Genomic DNA, 19,154 nt, shown 5'->3' with positions numbered 1-19,154 from the left:
ATTGAAGCTTGCATTCCCCCCTGTATTTGCTATACTCAACTTTGTTTGCAACCTCTAATGAAAGGCAGGGATGAGAGCGATGGATCATAATAAAACCCCGCTATTCACCGCGCTTCGCCGTCATGCGGAGCAGGATCCCGTACAATTCCATATTCCTGGACACAAAAAAGGATTGGGCAGCGACTCGGAATTTCGCGAGTTTATCGGAGATAACGCGTTGTCGATCGATTTAATCAATATAGCACCGCTCGATGACCTGCATCAGCCAACTGGCGTTATTGAAGAAGCGCAGAAGCTAGCTGCCGATGCCTTCGGATCCGATTACACTTATTTCTCCGTGCAAGGGACAAGCGGAGCCATCATGACCATGATTCTAACCGTATGCGCGCCTGGAGACAAAATCATAGTTCCGCGCAATGTTCATAAATCGATTATGGCTGCCATTATTTTCGCGGGCGCCAGACCCGTATTCATTTCTCCAGCACGGGACAACAATCTTGGAATCGATCACGGCATTACGACGCGTTCCGTTCGCAAAGCGCTGGAGCGCCACCCGGATGCCAAAGCTGTTCTTGTCATTAATCCAACCTATTTCGGCATTTGCGCAAACCTGAAGGAAATCGTCGATCTCGTACATAGCTTCGATATTCCCGTACTCGTCGACGAGGCGCATGGCGTGCTTATCCATTTCCATGAGAAGCTGCCAATGTCAGCGATGCAGGCGGGCGCGGATATGGCTGCGACAAGCGTCCATAAGCTGGGCGGCTCCATGACGCAGAGCTCCGTTCTCAACGTTCGCAAAGGCAGGGTTAATCCTCATAGGATTCAAACGGTCATTAGTATGCTGACGACTACGTCTACTTCCTACATTTTGCTAGGTTCGCTCGATACGTCAAGGCGCAATCTTGCTCTGAATGGACATGCTATCGCTGAGCGCGCGATTGAACATGCACAATACGCACGCAAGCAAATTAATGAGATTCCTGGTCTCTATTGCTTCGGCGAGGAGATTCTTGGCGATGAAGCGACCTATGATTATGATCCGACCAAGGTTTCCATTCACGTTCGCCACCTTGGCATAACCGGATACGAAACGGAAAACTGGCTTCGCGACAATTATAATGTCGAGATTGAAATGAGCGATATGTATAACATTCTTTGCCTAGTTACGCCTGGAGATACCTCTGATTCCATTTCAAAATTGCTGGTATCGCTTCGCGGGCTGTCAGAGAGGTTCCATGAAGGCGCAGAAGCACGTGAGCTCGTCGTCAAGATCCCTGATATCCCTCAGCTGTCGTTGACGCCGCGCGACGCTTTCTATGGAGAGACAGAAGTGCTTCCATTCAAAGAGTCTGCCGGAAGGATCATTGCCGAATTTATTTATGTGTATCCGCCAGGCATTCCGATTCTGCTGCCAGGCGAGGTTATAACGCAAAAAAATATCGATTATATCGTCGATCATGTGCAAGTCGGTCTTCCGGTTAAAGGTCCTGAAGATCGCAGCATTGAATTTGTCAAAGTAATCGTTGAAGAAACTGCGATTTCATAATTGCGGCAATAAGGAGCTGCTCCGAAGGTCATCTGGATGACTTAGGGCAGCTCTTTTCTGTACGCTTACTGCCAATATTCCACTTATTGTCATCCTAAATTTGACGTGCTATGATGTTGTGAGAGGTGAGTTGCGATGAGTCAAAGCGCTTACATAAAATTCGTGCAAGGTTCCGTCGTGGATAATCTTGATGTGGCGGAAATCAAGGACCAGCTCTTGCATTACCGTGAGCAAGCCGCCCTCACGGGCTCTCAGCTTGATTGGAATTATGCCGAGGCTGCCTTTCCGTACACGATAGAAGAAAAGCAGGATGACCGTTGGTTTTACTTAAAGGGCATCAATCCGCTTTATAAACACATCATATTCGGTCCCAGCGTGGCGGCAAGCGTCTCCGGCAGCATCGTCCCCTGCCTTCAGGTCGTTCTGCCCGACGAAGCTACGCATGGTGACAAAGCGAAGGCCAACGAGCTTTGCAAATATATAGCCGGCCGACTGAAAGCGGAGCTCACCATGTTCAATGGACGAACGATTTATTTTAATCCTAGGAAATAACATCATAGCTGAGACATGGAACGCAAAAAGATCGGCAAGCGTCGCTTGCCGATCTTTTGTCATTTGGTGCTTGCTTGGATTCGAAGCAGGATTACTTCTCTTCGCTCTCCGTACGAGCAATTTCCTCATAAATCGCAGTAACGCGATCCCACTCTGCATCGTCTTCGATACCGACTAGGAACGACTCGTCGTTCTCTTCTTCAATACGGAAAATAACGCCGTCCGCTTCTGGATCATTGCGATCCAATAGTACCGCATATACATTGTTTTCCGATTCAAACGTATAAACCATGACCATTTCACGTTCCTGGCCCTCGTCGTCAGTCACGATAAAGACATGCTCTTCATGCTCGTGATCTTCACCACATCCGCAATCATCGCTATGCTGATGCTCGCTCATGTTATTACCCCATTTCAATAATGTATACAGACTATCGTATAGTAACATGACATTCTATCAATGGTCAAACGAAAACGCTCCTAATGGAAACGGAGCGTCCGGATGCCAGCTGCATTAAAGGGAAGAAATTAATTTCTCGGAAACGGCAGTCCATTCATCCGAACCTTTCAGCTTTAGAAAGAAGCGAATGGGATACTTGCCGCTGGCTTCGAATTTATAATCGATCTCATCTGTCGCATACCAGAAATTGTCTTTTGAGGTATTCACGCTCTCCGTTTGAATCACTTTTTCTTTCCCGTTCGGATCGAATATCGATACCTTAACGGCTGTAACATCTGTTTTCAAATTATCAATTTGCGCAAAAACTTTAAACTTTCCTTGATAGCCTTTGGCTACATTGCCGAATACCGCATTATTCTGGAATAAGAACATATGGACATTTGGCTTATATACCGTGGCCCGTTTGCTTTGATTATCCCATTCGACGATAGCTTGCATCGAAGTAGCTAGTTGACGAAGCGGCAAGTAGGTTTTGTTCTCTGCAATTAATCCGCCGTCATCCTGCTCTGAACCGTTAATAATGACGCGTACCTTCTGAGATGCGGAATCCGCAAACATCATGGTACCGCCCCACACTGACAACAGCAGAAGCAGAATGCCAACTTTTCTGAGTTTCATAGTTGTAAGCCCTCCATCCGATAGCCTGGATGAAAGGTTATACTCAGAAATCCAGGCAAAGTTGCGCGGGAGAACAAACTATTTTGCCGCTAGTGCTAGAGGACCAACGCTGTCAAATGATGTTGAAACCTGCGCTTGCCTGGGAAATACAAATGATTATTTCTCGTCATTACCCGAAGGTTCTCGTCAGTACGCAAGGAACGCCCTTCCCGACCGAGCCAGCCGTTCTCATTCTGGCCAAATAATTCATGCCTCTTGCACAGGGTGTTTTGCAAACCGCGCACGTATCCGAGAGTACAAGCTTGTAATTGTATTGTTTCCGGTCGCTTGCAGGCTGTTTTTTCTTAGCAACTTTACCTTTACCTTTGCTCATCCTTCATTCGCCTCCACTATGCGTATCGCTTTAGCATTGTATGTAATGAAGGGCGAATGTGCATCAGCAATTGTCAGGAGCATGAAAAATTTGGTACATTAAACATGTGGAATGATGAGGGGGTACTGGCATGAACATAACAATGATTGGAACAGGCAGTGCTTTTGCCAAAAAATACGATAATAACAATGGCCTTATTGAAGTAAACGGCTTTCGGCTGCTTGTAGATTGCGGCATTACGCTGCCGAAGGCAATTCATCAGCAAGGCATATCTTTTCACGAGCTTGACGCGGTGTTAATCAGCCACATTCATGGAGACCATGTCGGCGGGTTGGAGGAATATGCGTTCCAGATGATGTTCAAATATAATCGCAAACCCGTTCTCTATATTGCGGAAACGCTTGTCGAGCCCCTCTGGGAGCAGACCTTGCGCGGCGGATTAACGCAGGGGCCTCTTGAACGCCTCGAAGATTTCTTCGAGGTCCGCCCGCTAAAGCCGGATATAGAAAACGAGCTATTTCCTGGACTTAAGGTTAAGCTGATCCAAACCAAGCATATACCTAACAAACCGAGCTACTCCTTCCTATTTAACGGAAACTTCTTTTATACGGCAGATATGCGATTTGATCCAGAGCTCCTGCAGCAATTGGTTGATGGAGGCGTGTCAACGATTTACCACGATTGTCAGCTAGAAGCGCCTGGTGTCGTTCATGCCACTTTGGATGAACTGCTCAGTCTTCCTGATGCAATCCAGCAAAAAACCTGGCTGATGCATTATGGAGACGCGATCGATCAGCACGCGGGTCGTACCGGTCTCATGCGAGTCGTCGAACAGCATGTCACTTACGAGCTCGCTTAAACGAAAAAAAGGCGCTTGCATGCAAGCGCCTTTTTTGTGGTGTTGCGTCCCTATATTTAATAGCATTAACTACTTCGCTTAAAAAAGAGGAAGCTGGTCCAGATTGTTAGTCGGATCTCCATCTGCGTCGCCTCGGATATAAAACTCTCCGTCCCTGCCTTTAAACGTATTCACCCCTGCAATATTGCCGGCTTGTACTTCTTGAAGTGCCGTTCCATAATCAAGAACTCTTCCGCTGCTTGTTTTGAAGGCTGTAAGATCTCCGTCTCCATCCTTTTGCACAGCTACAATATGCTCTCTCGCATTCTGACCGCCATTCAAATCGTTCATCGTGAATACCTCTCTTCTATTCAAGTTGTTGAAGCCAATCTATATCGTTCCCATTCGTAGAGGATTATTATGCACGAGACGAATAAAAAAAACCGGCTTGCCTATTTGGAGGCTTAAGCCGGTTCCTTGGTTTTATTTCCTTTTTATTGCATCTGCCGGCAGCCGCCTTCTCCATACGAATTGCTCGTCATGCGATAATGAATCCTCCATGGCAAACTTCGCCACGGCACCGATAACTAATCCGATAATGCCAAACATCCCTAATAGCCAGAGGGCTAAATAGGCATACTCTGCAGCCAACAGAAACCGCCTCCCGCGCTCTTTCTTTAAAGGTATGCCGATCATTTCGACTTTAGTATACGAAAACAAGCTCGCAATCCGATAAAACGACTTTAATTATACCTTACATGTAAAAAAGTTCCTCCTTCATGCCGATAACTTAAGTAGGAGGTGTGAAATGGATATCGCAGCAACATCTATCATCATGAATCATAACAGTTTAGCACTTTCAGCCAGCATCCAAGTGTTATCTCTAGCGAAAGAACAGGCTACGCAGCAAGGACAAGATATTGTGAACATGCTGAAAAGCGCACAGCCAAACCTTGGACAAACGATTGATATTCGTGTTTAAACTTCAAATGTACGAAGCAAAACCCGATTGAATTTCGCTCATATTTCCTTAAAGTTACAGATTAGTCATTCTGAAGTTGTTTCAGAATAGTCTAAACCGTGTAGTTAATCTCATACGAAGGCTGCAAGCTAGCGCAATGTTCGAAAAACTAACATTAATCTAATTGCATTTTGGAAAAATTCTAACAACCTTCGTTTATTCTTGTCTTAACAAATGAAAAGTTGGAGGGATTGTCATGGAACACGGTTTTTACCAGCAAAAAATTGAAGAACTTCGAGCAGAAATGATACGATTATTTGAAGCTTGCAATAATTTCACCGATCAAGCTGTCGTTAAGATCAGCCAAGAGCTGGATCGTCTCCTCAATGAATATTCCTGGGCATTGGCAAATAATAAGTGTTGACTTCTCTGCTTCACCCTGATATATTATTAATTGTCGCTAATATGATCTGGTAGCTCAGCTGGGAGAGCACTATCTTGACAGGGTAGGGGTCACAGGTTCGAACCCTGTTCAGATCATTTAATAAAAAAGCCATGAAGCCTTGTAAACACTGGGCTCATGGCTTTTTTTCTTTTTATACGTCATTAATTATTTTGGCTGATATTTAAAATTGGTGCCGGATTGGTGCCCTGCACTCAACTAAAGTGTATGTGGTGCCAAAAAAAGAGCCAGGCTTTTAAGCCCGTCCCTTCCTGTCTAACCATTCCGTGAAGTCCTTACCCTCATACCACTCGAAAAAAAGACGCTTGGAAACTTTTATTTTGGTTCCAACTCGCACTACATGGAATTGTCCCGAATTCACTAATTCATACGCTTGACGACGACCACAATTTAAAATGTTTTGTATATCTATAACTTCAAGCGATTCTTTTTGCTTAATGCTTTCCATTATCGCCATCTCCCTTTAATTATATTAACAAATACAAAATTAGAACAAAGTCCCTTGCCACCCAGCCGAAACTTTATCATGTGCGCGTTTGATATACGTTGCGACAGTGCCCTCAGAGAGATTCATCAAGCGTGCGATCTGCTGCTGGGGTATACAATGTCCATGTGCCATCACGTAGCATTCTTTTTCTTGCGGGCTAAGAATCTCCAGTACCTCCCTAAGAGATGTCTTTTCGTCTTCAGTCAATGAGCTACCACTCCGGCTATTACTCGGGTTTGCATACGCGGCCATAATCATTGGATCAAGCAGCACAGTGTTTTGATAAACGCTCCTTCGATCTACACCGCGTTTCGTGCCGGGCTCTCGGCCACTATGGAGCCAATTGATTGCATAATTCAAATCAGAAGTGACTTCTTTTATATCCTTGATGCGCTCATGTAAATCAGGGAATTCGTTGCGTAAGCGCAAGCGTTCGGCTTTATGTTCCTTTTTAGGGAGCAATTCGATTAAAGTGTTTGTTTTTGATTGTAGCTCATCTTCAAGGTCTTTTCTTTTAGCAGACCAAAAATTAAGCGTTGCTCTATACGATTTCTTCAGATCTTCTAAGTGGAGCATAAAGCCCCGTTCGTCCAAATCCGGTATAAAATCCTTTTTCCCCACCTTGCCACGCCCCTTTGTGGGATTGCCCCGGACAAACCGGGGCTTATGCTTATTTAATAAGTGCTTCGATTAATAGATAGACGCCGACCCAGATCATTCCATAAAACAGTCCGTTTAGACCGTGCTTCAGATTATCTCGTTTCCTTCTCATTCGAGATCATCGTCCTCCTGTTCGTCTGGATCGGGAGCGGAATCGCCTTTAACTCTATGCATAGGATCATTTTGTGCAGCTTCGGCAGCTGCAGCAGCTTCTTCGAGCGTTAGCTGGTTTTCATCTTCGACGCCTTCCACTACTCCGTCACTGCCGATTACTACTTTTATCCCCTCATGCGGCGGCGCCGGCGGTTCCTCTTTCACATCTTCGATCGTCATTTGCCCGAGATCCTTCAAACCTTTGAGCAGCCGCTTTACATCCTCGGCAATGGGGCCATGACGCTTAATTGCCTCGACAAAGGCCTCAAGGTCAGGCGGTACTAGTTTGAGAAGCACGCGGCCATCTCCAGGATGTTCGAGTGTATCGCCTTTGGCATTTGTTTTAAAATCCAACCCAAGAAAGGCCTCATCCAAGAAATAGCGTTGCTGCGGCTCCGTCATCTTGCGCCATACATCGCAGTTAATGTATAGTACCGCATCCTTATCGAGCGTCCGGCGCATGTCGTCAGCAAGAACCTTGAATCTAGCGAATGCCGTTCTGCCACGAGACATCCAGCCTCCGTGTTTGAAAAGAATCAGGAATTCAGAATCCCTGAAATGCTTGTGATGCTTCTCCATCACGCTGTTCAGAAGTGTGTATACTGCCGGTTCTGCCTCCGAATGAAACTTTTCCGTCTTTGCTTTCTTTGCCATCTATATCGCTCCTCGATTTAGAATTTGGAATAATTACTTTCGTTTTTGATCCAATGCAAAATTAAGCTCTAGCTTACTGATCCCAAGCCTGCGAGCTAACTCGCTTCGCGGGAGGTCCTTATGATTTTTGATATAAAAGAGTTGATCGTCACTTAGTTGAAATGCTGCAGCTTCTTGTAGAGCGGGATCAGCTATAATACCTTTTGGTACTTTGGGCCTTTTCCCGCCTTCGGTAACCTCGTATGGATCATCTGAAGCGAATAACCTATAATGCCGCAGCCTTCCTTCTCTGCTAACAATTCCTTTCGCCAATAACTTTTTTACCTTTTCATCTACTCCGCCATGTGGCAAACCAGTTATTTTAACCATTTTGGCGTAGCTGGAGCCAGGGTGCTCTCGGAGCGCCAAAACGATTTTTTCTTGTAATTCACTGATGTAGTACATTCCGGATGTTTGCCTCCTCACTTGATAAATCCAGCACATATGTTCGGTTTTTTAACAAAAAAATATATGTTGCTCTTGTATTTGCTTATTCATGATATGTTCACCCAAATAACTGCCCCCTGTGGATGCTTATAAGGTATTTGCTCAGGGTAGATTACTGGTGAACTCAGCTCCCACGCATAGCATTTTTTGTATGGAATATCATAATCTGCACTTATACGATGATTTTTAAATCCCTGATACATTGCTTCTTGAGTAACTTGGAAACAATTCGTTAATACAACTGTTCCATATATCATTCCACTTCCGCTTTTTATAAGAGCGATGGTTCCACGGATATTCGTGTTTGAACCTCTTATCTCCCAGACTTTCTCGCCTGCTAGTATCTTCTCGATCCATGGCGATTTGATAATCAATCCTTTCATGCTACACCTCCCATACATCTCAATATTCAAGCTTTATATTCACGGTACTATATAAAGATGGTACTCACTTCCTTTAAAAGACTGTTGTATCGTTAGAAAGAAAAGGAGTGAGTCAACATGCAGAAAATAATGAACATAATAGCAATCTTATTAGGGGCATTTTTTGTTCTTTTTTTCGCCGGATTATTTGTATTAGCGTATATCACTCGTTACGGATCATTTGCACCTTAAAAAGTTTTAGGCTATCCTCCTCATGATCCTCGTTATTCATGCAGATACATCATCATCAAACGCTAACTCCACCCGAGGATTAAGCGAAGAGTTAAGTTGCTTGCCCAAACTTTTCAGCTGCATGCCGACTTCACACGTTCGCTGGCAGTACCCGTCAATATGAGATGTTGAATGTCCATGAATCCTATTCAATTCCTTTAGTTGCGGGCACCCATCGCACTTGCCGTCAAGCAGTTTACCTATTTGTCGCATCACTTGATCACGTAAGATCACGTATAATCACCTCACATAGATAACTGCAGCTGGCCCGCAGCTTCTGCATACCGCTCAAATTTCAGAGCGTTTCCGGATCCGGCGCAATGCTCCGGCACATTCGCCTTTGTAAGCACTTCAGACATTTTCGGAGAAACCGAATTGCCGCAGCGGTTAACCTGCTCGGCCTGCGATACTGGCGATCCATCCTCGTACTTGTCGATAATATAATTGCTCGGGAATCCTTGAGCGGCGAACAACTCATGCGGCTTTAGCATCCTCATGCCGATATCTACGATTTGATAATCAATTCCCTCAATCTTCACAAGCCCGAACCTGTCTTTCGTCACAACGGTCTGTAATGGGTCGTTAAGGTCTTGCCCAACACTGCTGCCGTAGTAAGCAATTAGGAATGATCTAACCTCTCCAATATGCAGGCCGCCTGCAGTGATTGTCGGCATCGGCTCCGTCACCTCTTGCCCGTCCTTGCATGTCCCACGAAGCTTAACGAGGTGACTTGTGACCAAAGCGTTATGATCAACCGTTGTAACAGTGGAAAGTGGTTCTTCAAGGTCATTGCCTAGTCCGTTGTAATTCCCACCATAATGCTTTGCGAGAAAGGCAGCAGCCAGTGCAAATTTGTTACCACCTGCGGTAACCGTGCCGACCGGCTTCTCAAGGTCCAATATTCTCGGCTCCTGTCCCGGCCTTTCCCCGTAACCCATTTGTATGAGTGTAGGGCTCACCAGCAGATGCTCCGCCTTAGTGGTCACAGTAGTACGCGGCTGCTCCGCTGAGTATTGCATCCGATCCCCGCCGAATCCGGTCTGACCGATGCGGGCAACGAATGGGGTCACAACGCCCCAACCATTTTTTGCGGTGATAGTCTGGAGCGGCTCATCAATGTCTTGGCCTCTAAACTGCTCGCCTTGGTGATTGACCTTGATGATAAATGGCTTCGGGTTATTAATTACGAATTTCTCAATGCCACGGGCGATCCGGCGCTGCGTGTTCTCTGCGAGCGGTTTTTTTCTGTCAAAGATACTAAGGCAAGGAATTGACCAATCTATGATGTCGGCTGCCGTTTTCCACGGCTCTCTTTTGCCTTCTTGCACTTCCGGGCTGTCCGGTGCTCCGTGTGTTGGCTCCGGCCATACAATGGGCTTACCATCGCAGCGAGCAATCAAGAATAACCGTTTACGAATTGTCGGTGCACCATAATCACAAGCACGCAGCTCGCGCCACTCAACAACGTACCCAAGGCGCCGCAGCGCATTTACGAATGAATTGAATGTCCGCCCCTTTTGCTTCGGATCTGGATACCAATTTCCCTCAGAAGCTCGAATAAGCGGGCCCCAGGTCTTAAACTCCTCCACATTTTCCAGCATGATCACGCGTGGCCGGACCGTAGCAGCCCATCTTATGCCAACCCACGCCAGCCCCCGAATGCTCTTTTCAACGGGTTTGCTTCCCTTGGCTTTTGAGAAATGCTTACAGTCAGGTGAGAGCCATACCAGCGCAACCCGCCGACCTGCGGCAATGGCGCGGGGATCCACATCCCAAACCGATTCGCACCAGTGACGTGTCTCTGGATGATTTGCCTTATGCATTGCGATAGCTGCCGGATCGTGGTTAATAGCTTCATCAACGCTGCGGCCGATCGCTACCTCTATTCCTGTGCTGGCACCCCCGCCGCCGGCAAAGTTATCGACGAATATCTCGTTTGCCGAGAAGGTCCGGCGGTGATATGTGAAGCCCGCAACCTTACGATAATGTTTCCGCATTGCCTTGTTGCCTGCAAAGCGCTCATCTGCTCGTTTCAATCCCCCACCTCTTTCCTTTTCCGACCGGACCAGCTCATAAAATCTCGCTCCCTCGGTTTCGCCGCAGACTTCCGCTCGAGCTCTTCTGCCGACATCTGCCGTACCTCGACTTCACTGTTTGCCTTGCGGTCAATGTCCAGCTTGCGCTGCGGCAGTGGTTGTAAGCGGCGGCTCATCGCGTGTATGCAGGCTTAATGAGCTGCAGCACTCTCGGATAAATGGGTGAATAAGGTTTCATAATCTCATAACGTTCTTTCGCCTGGAGAATATCGCTCAATCTTGCAAATAGATCGTGCCATATGATCGTGATAAGTTCGGCTTCCGTTGCATTACTCATATCCAAGATTAGCCACCTCCCTTCATCATTGCGGACGCTTGAAAACTAGCAGTTAGTATTAGTGCTTGATAAGGTTCAAAGCCCTCAGCTAGCAGCTTCCTGTGATACTCGGCAACCATTTTAGCCATATCTGTTAAGCCTGTTTGTAGCTGGTCAAACTCATGTTGGTGCACATTTTCACCTCATTCAGAAACATATGTTCGGTTTTATGGCAGCAGTAATCCCTTCACCGAGCAATTGCGCGGTTATTCTGTTTTGGCAAGAATCGCCTGTATGACTTCCACTTGGAGTGGAAGAGGATCAATCAAAGGCTTGTATTCACGTAGCAGATACAGGTTAAGCGCCGATCTAGCAATGATGTATGCATCAATGACGTTGTTACTTTTGTGGGTATACCCGTACAGTTTGAATACAGCCGCAGCAACCTCTTTCTTACTCTCGGTTGAAGTTAAGCGGCGATTCTTCCCACCATCTTGCATCCAACCAGTAACACCGACATATTTCTTTGTCCACTGTGGATTGATTTCGTTGTAACTTAGATCCTTGCGACAAATCATGCTCCTCAAACCACCGTGTATCATTCCTGTGGTAATACCTTTTTGAGTGCCAGCCGCTGCTTGCTCGATCATAACTTCATCTTTTGGCATGAGCAGCTTAAACAATTGATTTTCTAATTCAACCAACTGTGGAATCGTTAATCCGCCCTTCTCCGCCTTGCCAGAGGCTTTCAATTCAACCTCGACTAAAGGAGTTCCGTTGATGTCTAGCGCGACGAATCCCGTCTTAGTCGCCGGATCGACTCCCACAAACCGCATCAGTCCCGACCTCCCTCATTCCTGTTATTTGCAAGCTGCGCGGCCTGCTGTCTTCAGCTCTCTTGATATAGCCTTTCTTCTCCAGACGCTCTAAATGACCTTGGACAGTGGAACTAGACAGCAACCCTACTCCTTCGGCAATTTCACGAACAGATGGCGGATACCCATTTTTATTCAGGAAATTGACTATGAAATTAAACGTTGCAGCTTGACGCTTGTTCAATGGCTCCAATCCTGATTTTATCTGCGGCCGCGCCGGACGCTCCCTCATTAAGATTTCAAGGCCGCGCTCCATCGTACTGATGTTAATCGGCTTTCCTGCTGCCAAGCACTCCTGCACCTGGGCGATAACTTGCTCATCCGTCATTATGAGAGCGTCGAGCTGCTTGGCAAATTCGGATTTAGCTATCACTTTTATCATTTCTTGCTCTTCCTCCTCTTTGCCGACTTACCCTCAAATGTAATCCTAGGCGGCAGCAGGAACACTTCGCCTATCACACAACCGCGCTCGTCATACACGACTTCCCATGGTGCCTCTTGGTAAAAGGGATCGACTTCAACTTGCTTGCATGGTTGCCTTTTCACACCATTTCCTCATGGTCATCAACCGTTGTTTGGCGATCAAGGTTAACCATCTTGCCATAATTTTTCCTAAAGGCGAGCTCTACCGTGCCGGTCTTACCGTTACGCTGCTTAGCAATGATGACTTCGATGATATTTCTCTTCTCTGTTTGCTTGTCATAATAGTCATCGCGATAAAGGAATCCTACGATATCTGCATCTTGTTCAATCGATCCCGATTCTCGAAGGTCAGACATCATCGGGCGCTTATCCTGCCGCTGCTCTACCCCTCGACTGAGCTGAGATAGCGCTATAACCGGCACTTCCAGCTCGCGGGCGATCTCCTTGAGCGTTCGTGAAATTTCCGAGACTTCTTGCTGCCTATTCTCACCACTCCGGCCGTTCCCTCGTATGAGCTGCAGATAGTCAATCAAGATCATACCCAAACCTTTTTCCTTTTTCAGCTCCCTACATTTCATTCGAATTTCACCGACTGTAATGCCTGGTGTATCATCGATGAAAATATTAGCATCAGACAAGATTCCAATTGCGCTGGTCATCTTACCCCAATCATCCGGTTCAAAATAGCCTGTCTTAAGCTTTTCACCATCAATGTTTCCTTCTGCCGAAATCATCCTTTGGACTAGCTGCGAAGCTGACATTTCGAGGCTGAAAATAGCGACTGTTTCCTTTGCTCTAATAGCAACGTTCTGCGCTATATTGAGCGCAAATGCCGTTTTACCAACGGATGGGCGGGCAGCAACGATAATCAAATCGCTTCGCTGGAAGCCTGCGGTCATCTTATCCAGATCATTCAAACCACTCGGCATACCAGTAACACCTTGGTTGACATGGCGATTGTTGAACTTCTCCTCTGTCTGATCAAATACTTGAAACAGTGCATCTCTCATTGTCACGAATGCTTTAGGCGGCTTATTCTCGGCTGTCAGCTTTGATATGCGTTTCTCAGCTAACGCGACAAACCCAGCAACGTCCTGTTCCGATGTAGCGTGCTTTACTAGCTCCCGAGCTATGACCAGAGACTCCCTGCGAAGGGCCCTGTCTATGACGATGTCAGCATAGTAGGTAATGTTCGATGCTGTCGGAACGGAATTGGTTAGTCGCGCAAGGTAAGAGACATTTCCTACTGCTTCGAGTTTCGCATCATCCTGTAGAGCGGCGCTTACCGTCACAATGTCGATCGGTGCCTTTGATTCATAGACATCACACATTGCTTTGTAAATCGTCCGATGGGCCTTCTCGTAAAACTTCCCCTTATTCAGCCGGTCCTTCACTTTTTCAAAAGCTTCAGAGCTAAGTAGGATAGAACCAATAATCGCCTGCTCCGCTTCTAAGTTGTATGGCTCTACGTCTGGCATACCTAGGAAACTGCCCTCATATTCAGCAGGAGCTTCATTTGGTTGGCTCATGCTTGCTCACCTCTTATCTGATTGCGTGTATTCTCCCAAAACCCATCAGGCGGCTCGGTGTCTGAGGCTGCCCAGCGATCAATATTGCTCATGTGTTCTGATGCTTCCAGACGGAGCATGTCCTGATTGTGTGTGAGCAGCTGATCGGAGCGGATGATATTAGCCGGCTTTGGCTCTCGATCACTCGTCTTCACATGTTCCCTGTAGTTTTTTAATGCCTCATCAAACGGTAGGTCAGACATTAAATCATACCAATGCTGCGCACGTTCTCGGGTTTGCTCGAAAAACGGGAAATCAATTCTAATCAATGCGAAGAGTGCCACTATTTCGGTCTCTTTCACGGGCCGCCGCCTCCTCGTGCATCCGCCGTAATTCTTCTTTATCTTTTTCGAATTTAGTTTGTTTAGGTGGTACTAGATCATTTGAGACCTTGGGGTAAAAGGTATATGGATCTCGATCTGGTAGAAATTTTTCGAAATGCTTCTCAAGAAATCCATCTAAGCTCCATCTCGTATCTAGCTTGTACTCGGGATTATTTAGAATGATGTCATAGGCAGTAATGCAATCGCATATTTCATCAGCTGTATAATCTCCTAATTTCCAAGTGATTTGGTTTTTGATATGAGGGTTTATGCTCCTATGTTTAATCAAATTCTTAGATTTCCAATGAGCGAAGATACAATCTATTAATTTACTTTTATTTAATTTACTTTCCTTTACTTTACTTTGTGTACTTATTGCAGGCATTTCAGGGGTTTCTGCATGCAATAACTCGGTTTCTGTATGCAATAACCCATTTTCGACCTTAAAACGGTCATTTATGAGCGAATCTTTACGCCTTGTTGAGGCCATTAAAAATCTTTTTTGAAAGCCGAAAGAGGTTAGAATCTGATTCTTTTCAAACTGTTCTTTATCAAAGAATCCAGCCTCTATGCAATCATCAACAATCTCAGAAACCTTCTCTTTTTCCATGGCAATTTTGAAAGGAAATACGTATTTTTCTTTATCAGTCCATGGATAGAAATAGCCGTTTCTGTAAATCTCCATCATCAGTTTTACGATTACTCCGAAGCCGGCCATGCCATGTTTGGCTATCGGAACGATTAGCTTATCATCCTGATCGATATCAACGTCCATCGGAAAGTATCCCAACCCTTCTTTTTGCGGCCTAGCCATTCCGCCTCACCCGTTCATTTATTTTTTCCAAACCACTGGGGACAGATCGGCATGCGCCGGCACCCATGCGGGCTTTCCGTATTTTTCTACATAGCTTAATTTGTTCACCCATTCATCAACTGGCCGCTCCGCATGCATAGCCTGCAGCAATGCCAGCGTCCCTTCGACGTCCGCGAGCGCCCTGTGCGCCCCTTCCAACTTAATTCCGTATTTCTCACACATGTCCTTAAGCGTATGCGGGTATGTCGTCCGGTCCCGCGCTATTGTCAACGTGTCGATGAACGGATTGGCGAAGGTAATCTCTTGAATCCGAAACATAGCATAGTGCAGGAATGCAAGATCGAAAGCAGCATTGTGAGCTACCAGCAGTGTTTGTGGCCCCATGACTCGGCGAAGGTTTAAGAAGGCTTGCTTCTCTTCCATACCGTTAACTAGATGGTCATCAGTGATTCCAGTCAGCTCGGTAATCTTTGGCGCCAACTTGCCGTCATATTTAACGAATGTCCGAAACTCAGAAACCTGAATACCTTTTATGACGCGGATCGCTGCCATCTCGACCACTCGTTCTTTGGCCGGATCCAGACCTGATGTTTCAAAATCGAAGACGCACAAGTCGTCCGAAATATTAATAGTCAATTAAATGACCTCCAATTTATAGTGCTTGTTTTTCACTAAGCCTTTTTCGAATAGTGCCAGCTTAACGGCCTTTTCGGCTTTATCTGCTGTATTGTTGTTCTGCGACATGTGTGTCAGATAGATTTGCTCACCGCGACCGTGAATGAGCTTGGCGAGCGCTTCAGCAGCCGCATCATTAGACATGTGGCCGATGTCCGAGAGTATCCGGTATTTCAACCCGTCATGATACTTGGTGTTAGCGTTGAGCATTTCGATGTCGTGATTGCACTCGAATACGTATATGTCGCTATGCTCCATTGCGGTGAGCATCTCCTCATTGACGCAGCCTGTATCCATCAGAACACTTACTTTTTTCTCGTATGTTTGAATGGTGTATCCAAATGGCTCCATTGCATCATGCGAGATGTTGAAAGGTTTGACATTCATATAGCCGCTTTGAAATGAAGCAAAGCCGGTAAATCCATTCGTTTTAACAATTCGCCCGCTGTCCAGCCTGCCGACTTTCTTTAACGTCCCTTCGCTGGCGTAGACCGAAATCTTGAATTTGTCAGCGAAGCCAAGACCGTCAGTATGATCTCCGTGTTCGTGGCTGACAAATATAGCGTCGATCTTAGTAGGATCATAGTTTTGAGCGAGCAGCAGCTTCTCGATTTTGGTTTTAGAAGGCCCAGCATCGACTAAGATGCTGGCTCCTTCCGTGGCAATGTATATGCAGCTGCCCTTTTCCGAACCGGTTGATAAGACTTTAACGTTGGTTCCCATTATTCAAGATCGTCGTCGCCGGCAGCTTTCTCGGCAATTTCCATGTCAATTAACTTGACGAGCTTCTCGAGATCCGCTTCAGATGCATGCTCAACTTGCACTTTAAGATTGTCATTCAAGTACTTTGCAGCGGCTGTTTTGGTTTTATGGCCTAGCTCTCCCAGCTTCACACCTATGATTTTCCATAGTTCTGCAATAGCGTTTGAAGGCTCCGGCTGCGTATCGGCTGGGTTCGGATCTTGGATCGTAGGTCCCTTTCCTGCTGCATTCGCCTCTTCAGTGATATCCTTGCGAGAATATGGTTCTGGTGTATCGTCATTAGATCCACCCATATCCGTATCCTCGTTAAGTTCATTGAAAGCAGCCTTCAATGCACGTTTAACCATGTGCTTCTTAAACATGTCGTTAAACTGCTTGGTCCACATTGTTTTTTGCATACCGATCGCAGAGGATTTCCAGTGCTCGACTTCTTCGACATCCATTTCGACCATGAATGGTTGGAAACCGTCTTTATATGCAATTGCATATCCCCGCACAACTTTCCCACGCTCTTTTTCCCAATCATGCTCAATTTCATCATAGTATCGGCCATCTTCTCCACGCTTGCGGGCAACTTTGTATGTGTCGTTCTCGTGAACCAGTTGAACATCATAGCCGCGATATGTCTCTGTTTCTTTGGCTTTACGAATGTAATAGTCAATCCCGTATTGTACCGAGAGCTTGCCATTATAAACGCTAGGATGGATTTCGCCCCGCAGCGGGTGTGCGTCCATCACTTTCGCAATGCTCATATAAAGACGGAACTGCGATTCATTGCAATCCTTGGCGATCGTTTCATGAATCGTCTTAACATCTTCCGGAAGCAGGTCACCAAAAACAGTTGCTTGATAAATAGCGAGTTGGCTCATTATTGAATCACTCCATCCACTTCAATTTTTAAATCTATTTCCGGAACAGTCCGGCCAGTGATAACCTGGTCATATGCCGCAACGGGTCCCGTGTACTCACCAATACCGTCGATGAACACAGGAGTAATGAGGCCTGACTGCTTGAACAGTACCTCTGTCAGCTCCAGCCCCGCGCCGATCTTCTCGCCTACCGAGAGGGATGCGTAATCCTTGTTATCCTTCTGAACTGAGAAGTCCGGATCATATTCATCACGAGATGCTACGTATTTGTAAAGACGGATTGAGAGCGTAGTGAACTTGGATTGAATCTCAGCAGCCTGCAGCTCCGCCTCTTTTGCGCGGAATGCCTTGATCGCATCCAAGATGAATGTCGTTTCTCTTGAATTTGTTAGCGCGGTTGCTTCTGTCGCTTCGGCTGCCGTAACTTCTGCTGCCAAGCGAGCACGCTCGTTATGGTCTCTTATCTTGTCGAGCAGCGAGTCATGTTTTTCCTTGAGTGCTCTAACCTTAGTTTGCTGCTCCTCGATGTCGACTTGCTCTGCCTGTTTGAGCGCTTCGTGCGCTTCTTTGCGCTTTGCTTGTAAATCAGAATGCTTGGCTAGATATTGCTCAATTCGGCGCTCTTTATCTGCTGTTACAGCCGCTAGCGATTCATCCTTAATTCGCTGTTCGCATTTTGGACACGTGTCTTGAATAACCTCATCCTTAAGTTCCGGCCAGGCTTTTTTAGAATCCTTTATCTGCGTGTCAAGCTGCTGCCATCGTGTTTCAAGTGCGTTGTAATGTGTATTAATAGATGAAGCTTCATAGACAATCTTTTCCTCGCGCTCAACTTCTGCCTTTAATTCAGCAGCCTCATCTTCAATAGCAGCAATATCGGCTTGTTCAGCAGGCAAGCGTGCAAGCAATTCATTGAGCTTCTTAGCGCCACCCACAGCTTCCGTGTGAGCCTTGTCCAGCTTTGGCTTGAGCTCTTTGTGCTTAGCTTCTAAGTCATTAACACTATGTTTCTTGGTGAGCTCAGCCAGCTTCGCAGCCTGCGGATTAAGCTCAATAACTTTTTCCTTTTGATCTTGAGCCGTCCGCGACATCTCGGTAAAAACTATCTTATTGAGTGGCGGTGTAACACCTTGCATAAGCAATGCACGCTGCTTGGTCCAGTGTAGATTGAAGAAGAATGCCGGGAAGTATAAGGACATAAACTCCTCTTGCGAGAACAGGGACGCGACTGCGGCTTCGTATTCCTTCGCGGGCCGCGGTATGTCATCTACATAGAAGCTGTTTGTCTTACCGGCTATCTCCCGAGCGAATTTGTATTCCGTGCCGTCGACTGAAATCAATATAGAAGCGAAAACCCTATCGTATTTATAATTGCTTGGCCGTGGGCTGTATTTGGCTGATGTGTAATCAGCGCCGAGCAGATCCTTTCCCCAGAAAATCCATATCGGAGCACCACCGATTGACGATTTCCCTTCCCCGTTGCGGCCGGATAGATTAGTTACCTTGCCGTAATGGACCGACTGGCTGCGGAGCCCAGTGTAATTTACTAGCTCTAATTGTTTGAATTGGACTGCTTTAGGCATGCT

The 19,154-nt window shown here is 46.3% G+C and carries 28 protein-coding genes and 1 tRNA gene; 6 read left to right on the top strand and 23 right to left on the bottom strand.

Annotation, left to right across the window (positions count from 1 at the left end; all coding sequences use genetic code 11):
* The first annotated feature begins 79 nt into the window (after nucleotides 1–79).
* Nucleotides 80–1,549: an aminotransferase class I/II-fold pyridoxal phosphate-dependent enzyme gene (locus AC0YN3_RS01815; RefSeq protein WP_183562033.1), complete on the top strand. Its 1,470-nt coding sequence runs from the start codon at nucleotides 80–82 to the stop codon at nucleotides 1,547–1,549.
* 135 nt (nucleotides 1,550–1,684) lie between these two features.
* Nucleotides 1,685–2,101, top strand: a complete 417-nt coding sequence (locus tag AC0YN3_RS01810) for a DUF1885 family protein (protein ID WP_475773444.1) — start codon at nucleotides 1,685–1,687, stop codon at nucleotides 2,099–2,101.
* A gap of 91 nt (nucleotides 2,102–2,192) precedes the next feature.
* Here AC0YN3_RS01810 and AC0YN3_RS01805 read toward each other — a convergent pair whose 3' ends face one another.
* The 3 genes from AC0YN3_RS01805 to AC0YN3_RS01795 form a co-directional block, all read right to left on the bottom strand.
* Entirely contained in the window at nucleotides 2,193–2,501 is a 309-nt protein-coding gene (locus AC0YN3_RS01805; protein WP_183562037.1) for a DUF1292 domain-containing protein, read from the bottom strand.
* A gap of 114 nt (nucleotides 2,502–2,615) precedes the next feature.
* Nucleotides 2,616–3,179, bottom strand: a complete 564-nt coding sequence (locus tag AC0YN3_RS01800; RefSeq protein ID WP_475773443.1) for a stalk domain-containing protein — start codon at nucleotides 3,177–3,179, stop codon at nucleotides 2,616–2,618.
* A 169-nt stretch (nucleotides 3,180–3,348) separates the two neighbouring features.
* Nucleotides 3,349–3,552 carry a hypothetical protein gene (locus AC0YN3_RS01795; RefSeq protein WP_475773442.1) on the bottom strand — a complete coding sequence of 68 codons (204 nt, stop codon included), beginning with the start codon at nucleotides 3,550–3,552 and terminating at the stop codon, nucleotides 3,349–3,351.
* Between the two features lie 130 nt (nucleotides 3,553–3,682).
* On the opposite strand from AC0YN3_RS01795, the gene AC0YN3_RS01790 reads away from it, so the two are divergent.
* Nucleotides 3,683–4,411: an MBL fold metallo-hydrolase gene (locus AC0YN3_RS01790; protein WP_475773441.1), complete on the top strand. Its 729-nt coding sequence runs from the start codon at nucleotides 3,683–3,685 to the stop codon at nucleotides 4,409–4,411.
* Between the two features lie 78 nt (nucleotides 4,412–4,489).
* On the opposite strand, the gene AC0YN3_RS01785 is transcribed toward AC0YN3_RS01790, so the two are convergent.
* Both AC0YN3_RS01785 and AC0YN3_RS01780 read right to left on the bottom strand, forming a co-directional pair.
* The gene (locus AC0YN3_RS01785; protein ID WP_441941614.1) at nucleotides 4,490–4,741 is read right to left on the bottom strand and encodes a DUF3892 domain-containing protein; all 252 of its coding nucleotides are present in this window, start codon (nucleotides 4,739–4,741) and stop codon (nucleotides 4,490–4,492) included.
* Nucleotides 4,742–4,873: 132 nt separating this feature from the next.
* A complete protein-coding gene (locus AC0YN3_RS01780) occupies nucleotides 4,874–5,041 on the bottom strand; it encodes a hypothetical protein (RefSeq protein WP_475773440.1) in 168 nt (55 codons plus the stop codon).
* Between the two features lie 157 nt (nucleotides 5,042–5,198).
* Here AC0YN3_RS01780 and AC0YN3_RS01775 point away from each other — a divergent pair, with 157 nt between their 5' ends.
* The 3 genes from AC0YN3_RS01775 (at nucleotide 5,199) to AC0YN3_RS01765 (ending at nucleotide 5,891) form a co-directional block, all read left to right on the top strand.
* On the top strand, nucleotides 5,199–5,372 hold the full coding sequence (locus tag AC0YN3_RS01775; RefSeq protein WP_475773439.1) for a YjfB family protein: 174 nt from the start codon (nucleotides 5,199–5,201) through the stop codon (nucleotides 5,370–5,372).
* Between the two features lie 235 nt (nucleotides 5,373–5,607).
* Nucleotides 5,608–5,775, top strand: coding sequence for an aspartyl-phosphate phosphatase Spo0E family protein (locus AC0YN3_RS01770; RefSeq protein WP_475773438.1), 168 nt, complete (start codon nucleotides 5,608–5,610; stop codon nucleotides 5,773–5,775).
* A gap of 43 nt (nucleotides 5,776–5,818) precedes the next feature.
* Nucleotides 5,819–5,891: transfer RNA gene (locus tag AC0YN3_RS01765), tRNA-Val, on the top strand.
* A gap of 158 nt (nucleotides 5,892–6,049) precedes the next feature.
* Here AC0YN3_RS01765 and AC0YN3_RS01760 read toward each other — a convergent pair.
* The 18 genes from AC0YN3_RS01760 to AC0YN3_RS01675 all read right to left on the bottom strand — a co-directional run bounded on the left by AC0YN3_RS01760 (nucleotide 6,050) and on the right by AC0YN3_RS01675 (nucleotide 19,151).
* Entirely contained in the window at nucleotides 6,050–6,262 is a 213-nt protein-coding gene (locus tag AC0YN3_RS01760) for a helix-turn-helix domain-containing protein (RefSeq protein WP_475773437.1), read from the bottom strand.
* Between the two features lie 39 nt (nucleotides 6,263–6,301).
* On the bottom strand, nucleotides 6,302–6,922 hold the full coding sequence (locus tag AC0YN3_RS01755; RefSeq protein WP_475773436.1) for a sigma factor-like helix-turn-helix DNA-binding protein: 621 nt from the start codon (nucleotides 6,920–6,922) through the stop codon (nucleotides 6,302–6,304).
* A 147-nt stretch (nucleotides 6,923–7,069) separates the two neighbouring features.
* Entirely contained in the window at nucleotides 7,070–7,768 is a 699-nt protein-coding gene (locus AC0YN3_RS01750; RefSeq protein WP_475773435.1) for a putative metallopeptidase, read from the bottom strand.
* 33 nt (nucleotides 7,769–7,801) lie between these two features.
* A complete protein-coding gene (locus tag AC0YN3_RS01745) occupies nucleotides 7,802–8,212 on the bottom strand; it encodes a hypothetical protein (RefSeq protein WP_475773434.1) in 411 nt (136 codons plus the stop codon).
* Between the two features lie 89 nt (nucleotides 8,213–8,301).
* A complete protein-coding gene (locus AC0YN3_RS01740; protein ID WP_475773433.1) occupies nucleotides 8,302–8,637 on the bottom strand; it encodes an ASCH domain-containing protein in 336 nt (111 codons plus the stop codon).
* Between the two features lie 267 nt (nucleotides 8,638–8,904).
* Nucleotides 8,905–9,120 carry a zinc-finger domain-containing protein gene (locus AC0YN3_RS01735; RefSeq protein ID WP_475774261.1) on the bottom strand — a complete coding sequence of 72 codons (216 nt, stop codon included), beginning with the start codon at nucleotides 9,118–9,120 and terminating at the stop codon, nucleotides 8,905–8,907.
* Between the two features lie 32 nt (nucleotides 9,121–9,152).
* Nucleotides 9,153–10,904 carry a DNA cytosine methyltransferase gene (locus AC0YN3_RS01730; protein ID WP_475774260.1) on the bottom strand — a complete coding sequence of 584 codons (1,752 nt, stop codon included), beginning with the start codon at nucleotides 10,902–10,904 and terminating at the stop codon, nucleotides 9,153–9,155.
* Between the two features lie 35 nt (nucleotides 10,905–10,939).
* A complete protein-coding gene (locus AC0YN3_RS01725; RefSeq protein WP_475773432.1) occupies nucleotides 10,940–11,119 on the bottom strand; it encodes a hypothetical protein in 180 nt (59 codons plus the stop codon).
* The gene (locus AC0YN3_RS01720; protein ID WP_475773431.1) at nucleotides 11,116–11,286 is read right to left on the bottom strand and encodes a hypothetical protein; all 171 of its coding nucleotides are present in this window, start codon (nucleotides 11,284–11,286) and stop codon (nucleotides 11,116–11,118) included. Before AC0YN3_RS01720 ends, AC0YN3_RS01725 begins: the two co-directional genes overlap by 4 nt.
* Before the next feature lie 239 nt (nucleotides 11,287–11,525).
* On the bottom strand, nucleotides 11,526–12,095 hold the full coding sequence (locus AC0YN3_RS01715) for a hypothetical protein (RefSeq protein WP_475773430.1): 570 nt from the start codon (nucleotides 12,093–12,095) through the stop codon (nucleotides 11,526–11,528).
* Nucleotides 12,064–12,516 (bottom strand): LexA family protein, encoded by a 453-nt coding sequence (locus tag AC0YN3_RS01710; protein ID WP_475773429.1) that lies wholly within the window; start codon nucleotides 12,514–12,516, stop codon nucleotides 12,064–12,066. Before AC0YN3_RS01710 ends, AC0YN3_RS01715 begins: the two co-directional genes overlap by 32 nt.
* Before the next feature lie 160 nt (nucleotides 12,517–12,676).
* Nucleotides 12,677–14,086 carry a replicative DNA helicase gene (gene dnaB / locus AC0YN3_RS01705; protein ID WP_475773428.1) on the bottom strand — a complete coding sequence of 470 codons (1,410 nt, stop codon included), beginning with the start codon at nucleotides 14,084–14,086 and terminating at the stop codon, nucleotides 12,677–12,679.
* Entirely contained in the window at nucleotides 14,083–14,427 is a 345-nt protein-coding gene (locus tag AC0YN3_RS01700) for a hypothetical protein (RefSeq protein WP_475773427.1), read from the bottom strand. Before AC0YN3_RS01700 ends, dnaB begins: the two co-directional genes overlap by 4 nt.
* On the bottom strand, nucleotides 14,387–15,262 hold the full coding sequence (locus AC0YN3_RS01695) for a DUF4373 domain-containing protein (RefSeq protein WP_475773426.1): 876 nt from the start codon (nucleotides 15,260–15,262) through the stop codon (nucleotides 14,387–14,389). Before AC0YN3_RS01695 ends, AC0YN3_RS01700 begins: the two co-directional genes overlap by 41 nt.
* An 18-nt stretch (nucleotides 15,263–15,280) precedes the next feature.
* Complete coding sequence (locus AC0YN3_RS01690) at nucleotides 15,281–15,898, bottom strand: 3'-5' exonuclease (RefSeq protein WP_475773425.1); 618 nt, start codon at nucleotides 15,896–15,898, stop codon at nucleotides 15,281–15,283.
* Nucleotides 15,899–16,660, bottom strand: a complete 762-nt coding sequence (locus AC0YN3_RS01685; protein WP_475773424.1) for an MBL fold metallo-hydrolase — start codon at nucleotides 16,658–16,660, stop codon at nucleotides 15,899–15,901. It lies immediately after the preceding gene.
* On the bottom strand, nucleotides 16,660–17,568 hold the full coding sequence (locus AC0YN3_RS01680) for a RecT family recombinase (RefSeq protein ID WP_475773423.1): 909 nt from the start codon (nucleotides 17,566–17,568) through the stop codon (nucleotides 16,660–16,662). Before AC0YN3_RS01680 ends, AC0YN3_RS01685 begins: the two co-directional genes overlap by 1 nt.
* The gene (locus tag AC0YN3_RS01675; RefSeq protein ID WP_475773422.1) at nucleotides 17,568–19,151 is read right to left on the bottom strand and encodes an ATPase; all 1,584 of its coding nucleotides are present in this window, start codon (nucleotides 19,149–19,151) and stop codon (nucleotides 17,568–17,570) included. The genes AC0YN3_RS01680 and AC0YN3_RS01675 overlap by 1 nt, the downstream gene beginning before the upstream one ends.
* Nucleotides 19,152–19,154 lie beyond the last annotated feature (3 nt).

The organism is Paenibacillus sp. J22R232 (assembly GCF_056269165.1).
The sequence above is the reverse complement of the archived record's forward strand: the minus strand, read 5'-3'. Positions and strand labels throughout refer to the sequence as shown.